Here is a 6,060-nt window from a genome sequence, read left to right on the forward strand (position 1 = left end):
CGCATGGTCAAGGAGTACAAGGCCGAGCTGATGCACCCGTACTACGCGGCCGAGCGCGGACTGGTCGACGACGTCATCGACCCCGCCGAGACCCGCGAGGTGCTGATCGCCTCGCTCGCCATGCTCCGCAACAAGCACGCCGACCTGCCGTCCCGCAAGCACGGCAACCCCCCGCAGTAGTCCGCAGAGCACGCAGCACCGCTGCCGAGCCCGCGAAGACCTGCCGAGAAGACGGAGAAACAACCCATGAGCACTGCCGCCGAGTCCGTGCTGCGAGTCGAGAAGGGCCTTGCCGACCCCGAGGAGCTGGCCGCGATAACCGCGGTCCTGCTCGCCCGCGCAGCCGCCCAGCCCGCCGCGGCCCCCGCCCACCGGGGCCGCAGCACCGCCGGATGGCGCCGCCTGGAGCGCACGCCGGGCTTCCGCGCCCCGCACTCCTGGCAGGGCTGACAGGACGCTTCCACGCGTGGGGCCCCGCACTCCTTCGGGAGTGCGGGGCCCCACGCGTGTGTGCACATGGTCCGGAAACGTTCCGTCCCCGGTCCGGGGCGGGCACGGGAGCGGGCCCGCCCCGGACCGGGGACGGCTTGGGGAGGTCCTGCGGACCGGCTAGCGGAGGCGCGCCATGAGGGCGTGCTCCACGAGCGTGATCAGCGCACTCTTGGCGTCCGCGCGGTGCCGCGCGTCCGTCGTCAGGATCGGCGTGTCGGGGCCGATCTGGAGTGCTTCGCGGACCTCGTCGGGGGTGTAGGGCTGGTGTCCGTCGAAGCCGTTGAGGGCGATGACGAAGGGGAGCCCGCTGTTCTCGAAGTAGTCGACGGCGGGGAAGCAGTCGGCGAGGCGGCGGGTGTCGACGAGGACGACGGCGCCGATGGCGCCGCGGACCAGGTCGTCCCACATGAACCAGAAGCGGTCCTGTCCGGGCGTACCGAAGAGGTACAGGATCAGGTCCTGGTCCAGGGTGATGCGACCGAAGTCCATGGCCACCGTGGTGGTGGTCTTGTCCCCGGTGTGCGTCAGGTCGTCGATGCCCGCCGAGGCGGACGTCATCACGGCTTCGGTGCGCAGCGGATTGATCTCCGAGACGGCACCGACGAACGTGGTCTTACCCACGCCGAAGCCCCCTGCCACCACGATCTTCGCCGAGGTAGTGGAGCGGGCTGCTCCGCCGCTAGAGCTTGCGAAGTCCACTGAGCACCCTTTCGAGCAGTGTCACATCTGGCTGGCCGCCGGCGGACTCGTTGCCGCCGGGCTGATGGATAGCGACGAGTCCGGCCTCGGCCAGGTCGGCTACGAGGATCCGGGCAACGCCGAGCGGGATCGAGAGCAGTGCCGAAATCTCGGCGACCGACTTGATCTCGAAGCACAGCCGGCAGATCCGCTGGTGCTCGGGCAACTGCCCTTGCAGCCGGGACGGATCAGCCGTGGTACTGACCAACGCCTCAATGGCGAGTTGGTAGCGCGGTCGGGTCCGGCCACCTGTCATGGCGTACGGACGGACCAGAGGATTGTGCGCGGCGGGCGCGGCCGGTTCGGGTGCCTGCCGCGGCTGCACTGGCTGAATGCGGGGGGCCTGGGGCGCGTCGTAGCGGTGGGGGCGCTGCGAGGGCCAGCCAGGGGCCTGCTGGGTGCCCTGTGGCTGCTGCTGGGGCTGCTGCGGCTGCCGGTAGGGCTGCTGGGCGCCCTGTCTGCTGGGCGCGGAGGGGAAGTTGAACCGGTTGTCCCCGTGCTCACCCGATACGTTCTGGCCACCGTCGTACTGGTGTCCGCCTGGGGGTGTTGTCACGATTCCTCCTCCGCCTGCCGGTCCCGATCCCAGTGGGGCCGCGCCACCGCACTTTATGGTGCGGTGGCGCGAAACGCACTGTCTGTCTATTAGTTAAGAAGACTTCCTTGGAGTTCGGCGCGGAGGTCCGGGGTCAGGACGTTGCCCGCGCGGTCGACAAGAAGGGCCATTTCGTACCCGACCAGGCCGATGTCGGCGTCCGGGTGGGCGAGGACGGCCAGCGAGGAGCCGTCCGAGATGGACATGATGAAGAGGAATCCCCGCTCCATCTCCACAACCGTCTGATTCACGGCGCCGCCCTCGAAGATGCGGGAGGCGCCCGCGGTCAGCGAGGTCAGGCCGGAGGCGACGGCCGCCAGCTGGTCGGCGCGGTCGCGGGGGAATCCCTCGGACATGGCCAGCAGGAGTCCGTCGGCGGAGACCACCACCGTGTGGGACACCCCGGGGGTGTTGTCCACGAAGTTGGTGATCAACCAGTTCAGATTCTGCGCCGCCTGGCTCATCGGGCTCACACTAACGCTCCTGGTCGTAGGTATTACTGTCGTCCGAACCCGCGCTGCGTCCCCGGAGTACGCCCCGCCGCAGGTTGCTCAACCTGCCACGGACGTCCTCGGGGGCGCGGGAAACCTGGGGGCCGCCCTGCTGGGTCTGCTCAGCCGTGCCCTCGACCAGATTGGCCTTGGGCACCCGCCGGGGGAGACCGGACGAGGTGACCCCGCCCGCCTTCGGCTCCCGGAGCTTCTCGGCCCGCTCCCAGCGCTCGTCGTTCGCCGAGCGCCAGTCGTCGGCACCGTCACCGTCCTGCTGCGCGGGCGACGGCTGCGGCGGCAGTTCCTCCTGCTGTCGCGGCTGCTGCTGCGCGGCGGGCCGGCTGTTGCCGCGGCCGGTGGGCTGCCAGTGCTGCTGGCCGCCCCGGCGCGGCAGACCGGCTTCGGTCAGCTCGTGGCCGGAGTTCGGGGTGGGCCCCGGACGGTCGAAGCCTACGCTCTGCGGCGACTCGGCGGGGAGGCTCGGCGCAGATTCCGTTTCCACCTGGGCCGACGGACCGTAGGAACCCTGGTGGGCGTCCTGGTTCGACCAGTCCTCCTGGTGGGGCGGAGGAGCGAACTGTTCCCCGTGGGGCGGCTGAGCAGTTTCGCCAGCGGCATATGCGGCTTCCGTATAGCCGTCGGCCAGACCCTGACCGGGCTGCTCGGCGAAGCCCGCGTCACCGCGGTAGGGGTCGTAGCCGCCCTCGTACGGGGCCTGCTCGTACCGCTCCTGCGGGGCCCGGCCGTACTGCTCCTGCTGCGGGGCCTGCTGCTCGTACGGCTCCTGCTCGTACTGCTCCTGCCGGGGCTCCTGGCCGTAGCCGTGCGCCGGGTACTGGCCCTCGGCGTACTGCCCCTGCGGGAACTGCGGGTGCTCGCCGGCGGTCTGCGCGCCCAGCGCCGCACGGCGTTCCTCGCGCATCAGGGAACGGCCCACCGGGTCCAGCTGTGCCGCCCCCGCCGGGTGCTGCTCGTAGCGCGAGTCGTCGAAGCCGAGCTCCGCCGCGGTGCGCATCCCCCCGGACTGGGGCTGCTGCTCGAAGCCCTGCTGCTCCGGGATGATCGAGGAGACCGTGAAGTCGTCCGAGGCGGGGACCGGCTCGCCGCCGCCGCCGTGGGTGATGGCGTCCGGCAGCATGACCAGCGACGTGGTCCCGGCCTGCTCGCCCGAGGGGCGCAGCTGGACCCGGATGCCGTGCCGGTCGGCGAGCCGGCCGACCACGAACAGACCCATCCGCTGCGACACCGCGGCGTCCACGGTCGGCGGGTTGGCCAGCTTGTGGTTGATGTCGGCGAAGTCCTCGCCGGTGAGGCCGATGCCCTTGTCGTGGATCTCGATCATCACGCGGCCGTCCGGCAGCCGGGTCGCGGTGACCCGCACCTTGGTCTGCGGCGAGGAGAAGGTGGTGGCGTTCTCCAGCAGCTCGGCCAGCAGGTGCACGAGGTCGGTGACGGACTGGCCGTGGATCTCGGTCTCCGGCACCCCGGAGAGCTCGATGCGCTCGTACGACTCCACCTCGGACGAGGCGGCCCGCAGCACGTCGACCAGCGGGACCGGCTGGTTCCAGCGGCGCCCCGGCTCCTCGCCCGCGAGGACCAGGAGGTTCTCGCCGTTGCGGCGCATGCGGGTGGCCAGGTGGTCCAGGCGGAAGAGGTTCTCCAGCTGGTCCGGGTCGGCCTCGTTGTTCTCCAGGTCGGTGATGAGGGTCAGCTGGCCCTCGATCAGCGACTGGTTGCGGCGCGAGAGGTTGGTGAAGATCGCGTTGACGTTGCCCCGCAGCATGGCCTGCTCGGCGGCGAGCCGGACGGCCTCGCGGTGCACCTGGTCGAAGGCGCGGGCGACCTCGCCGATCTCGTCGTGGCTGTCGATCGGGATCGGCTGGACGCGGGTGTCCACCCGGCCAGGGTCGGTCCTGGAGAGCTGGTCGACCAGGGCCGGCAGCCGCTGTTCGGCGATGCCGAAGGCGGCGGTGCGCAGCCGGCGCATCGAGCGGCTCATCTGCCGGGCCATGAGGCCGGCCAGGATGAAGGCGGCGAGCAGGGAGACGAGCACGACGGCGGCGTTCACGACGGCGTCGTTCCTGGCCTCGGCGGAGATCTCCGCGGCCTCGGTCACGGCCTTGTCGACGAGCTCGTTCTCGACCGTGGTGTAGCCGTCGAACTTGGCCGTGGCCGCCACCATCCAGGTCTCGGGCGTGATGCCCTTCTCGGCCAGCTTCTCGGGCGACTTGCCCTGTCCGATCTGCTGGACCATGCCGTCGAAGACGGAGCCGTCGACGCTGGGCGGGGCGACGAACGGGGTTCCCGACCGTCCGGCCTTCTCCCCGGCCGCCTTCAGCTTCTCCGCGGCCTCCTGCGACTTCGCGGTCATGACCTGCTTCAGCCGGGTCGCGTCGGCCTCGGTGCCGCCGGAGAGGAACTCGCCGAGTGCGATCGTCTCCAGGTAGTTGTACGAGCCGAACGCCTTGACCTGGGCGTCGAACGTGGCGCTCTTCTGGCTCGGCCGCACCAGCAGGTGCATGCCGATGGAGCGCTGAAGCGATTCTGCAGCCTTGGCCAGCTCGATTGCGTAGACCGTGCGGCCGTAGCTGGTGATGTTGCCGGTGCCGAGTCCCAACTCGTTGCAGAACTCCATCAGGGAGTGCTGCACCTGGATGTAGCCCTCCTCCGTCCGCACCGGGTCCATGGCCTCGGAGAAGGCGGCCTTGCGCAGCTCGGGAAGCTTGGGCTCCTCCAGCCGGAACAGCTGGAGCCGCCGTTCGAGGCCCTGCTTGCCGGGCAGGTCCTTCACGGCCCGGTCGAACTTCTCCCCGGCCGCGTCGGTGGTGGCCCGGACCCGGTCGATGACCGCGGCGTCGCGCTCGTTGGACAGCAGGGGCTGGGCGGAGAGGTCGCGCTCGTTGAGCAGCGCCTGGCCGTACTCGGCGGCGGCGCGCACGATCAGAGCGGTCTTCTCGGCGTCCTGCGCCTCGCGCCAGGTGTCGATCGAGCCCTTCACCTGGAAACCGCCCATGACCAGGCCGACCAGGACCGGGATCAGGAGAATGGCGTTCAGCCGGGTGGGCACCCGCCAGTTGCGGGGCGCCAGACGGCTGGTGCTGCCGCCGGACACCGCCGCACCGGCGGACGGCGTCGCGGCGGCGGGCGTCGGCGGAGTGAAATTGCCCCGCTCCTGCTGCGCCGTGGCGCCCTCGTTGCTTCGCCTCACTCGACCAACAACCTCTCGGCGTCGGCACCTACGCTGTGCCGTGTTTCGTTCAGGGTCGTACTACTCCGGAGTTCGACGAATTCCAGCACGGGGACCGGTTGCGTTCCAAACAGTCGGAACCTGTCATTCCGAGTGGCGCAGACCTCAGATAAAACGGACATAAACAGCGAGCCCCGTCAAAAGGCGGGGCTCATGTGAGCGCAGTGACACCACTCGGATGCATCCGGTGTCGAACGCGGGGCAATTCTCTGTCGAAACGTTATGAATACGGGGGCGGATCGTGTCAAAGGACACAGTCCACCCCCGTTTGACTACGGCAACTGCCGTACGGAAATACCGACTTGCGCCTACTTGAGGCGCGCCATGAGGGCGTGCTCCACGAGCGTGATCAGACCGCTCTTGGCGTCCGCGCGGTGCCGCGCGTCCGTCGTGATGATCGGTGTGTCGGGGCCGATCTGGAGTGCTTCGCGGACCTCGTCGGGGGTGTAGGGCTGGTGTCCGTCGAAGCCGTTGAGGGCGATGACGAAGGGGAGCCC

General features: G+C 69.9%; 6 protein-coding genes and 1 pseudogene. 2 read left to right on the forward strand and 5 right to left on the reverse strand.

The window, feature by feature from the left end:
* Together ABZZ04_RS39075 and ABZZ04_RS39080 are read left to right on the forward strand one after the other, a co-directional pair.
* Nucleotides 1-180, forward strand: a 180-nt coding sequence (locus ABZZ04_RS39075) for a carboxyl transferase domain-containing protein (RefSeq protein ID WP_356937001.1), incomplete at its 5' end; no start/stop codon positions are given.
* A 66-nt stretch (nucleotides 181-246) separates the two neighbouring features.
* On the forward strand, nucleotides 247-450 hold the full coding sequence (locus tag ABZZ04_RS39080) for an acyl-CoA carboxylase subunit epsilon (RefSeq protein ID WP_148839502.1): 204 nt from the start codon (nucleotides 247-249) through the stop codon (nucleotides 448-450).
* 159 nt (nucleotides 451-609) lie between these two features.
* Here ABZZ04_RS39080 and ABZZ04_RS39085 read toward each other — a convergent pair whose 3' ends face one another.
* From ABZZ04_RS39085 to ABZZ04_RS39105, 5 genes and pseudogenes are all read right to left on the reverse strand, one after another.
* Nucleotides 610-1,191 carry an ATP/GTP-binding protein gene (locus tag ABZZ04_RS39085; protein ID WP_014048542.1) on the reverse strand — a complete coding sequence of 194 codons (582 nt, stop codon included), beginning with the start codon at nucleotides 1,189-1,191 and terminating at the stop codon, nucleotides 610-612.
* Complete coding sequence (locus ABZZ04_RS39090; protein WP_356937002.1) at nucleotides 1,172-1,786, reverse strand: DUF742 domain-containing protein; 615 nt, start codon at nucleotides 1,784-1,786, stop codon at nucleotides 1,172-1,174. The genes ABZZ04_RS39085 and ABZZ04_RS39090 overlap by 20 nt, the downstream gene beginning before the upstream one ends.
* An 89-nt stretch (nucleotides 1,787-1,875) precedes the next feature.
* Nucleotides 1,876-2,289, reverse strand: coding sequence for a roadblock/LC7 domain-containing protein (locus ABZZ04_RS39095; RefSeq protein WP_266365203.1), 414 nt, complete (start codon nucleotides 2,287-2,289; stop codon nucleotides 1,876-1,878).
* Between the two features lie 10 nt (nucleotides 2,290-2,299).
* The gene (locus ABZZ04_RS39100) at nucleotides 2,300-5,524 is read right to left on the reverse strand and encodes a nitrate- and nitrite sensing domain-containing protein (RefSeq protein ID WP_356937003.1); all 3,225 of its coding nucleotides are present in this window, start codon (nucleotides 5,522-5,524) and stop codon (nucleotides 2,300-2,302) included.
* 347 nt (nucleotides 5,525-5,871) lie between these two features.
* A pseudogene (locus tag ABZZ04_RS39105) lies at nucleotides 5,872-6,060 on the reverse strand (ATP-binding protein); the annotation flags it as partial.

It is taken from the genome of Streptomyces sp. NPDC006435, assembly GCF_040612315.1.
GTDB lineage: Bacteria > Actinomycetota > Actinomycetes > Streptomycetales > Streptomycetaceae > Streptomyces.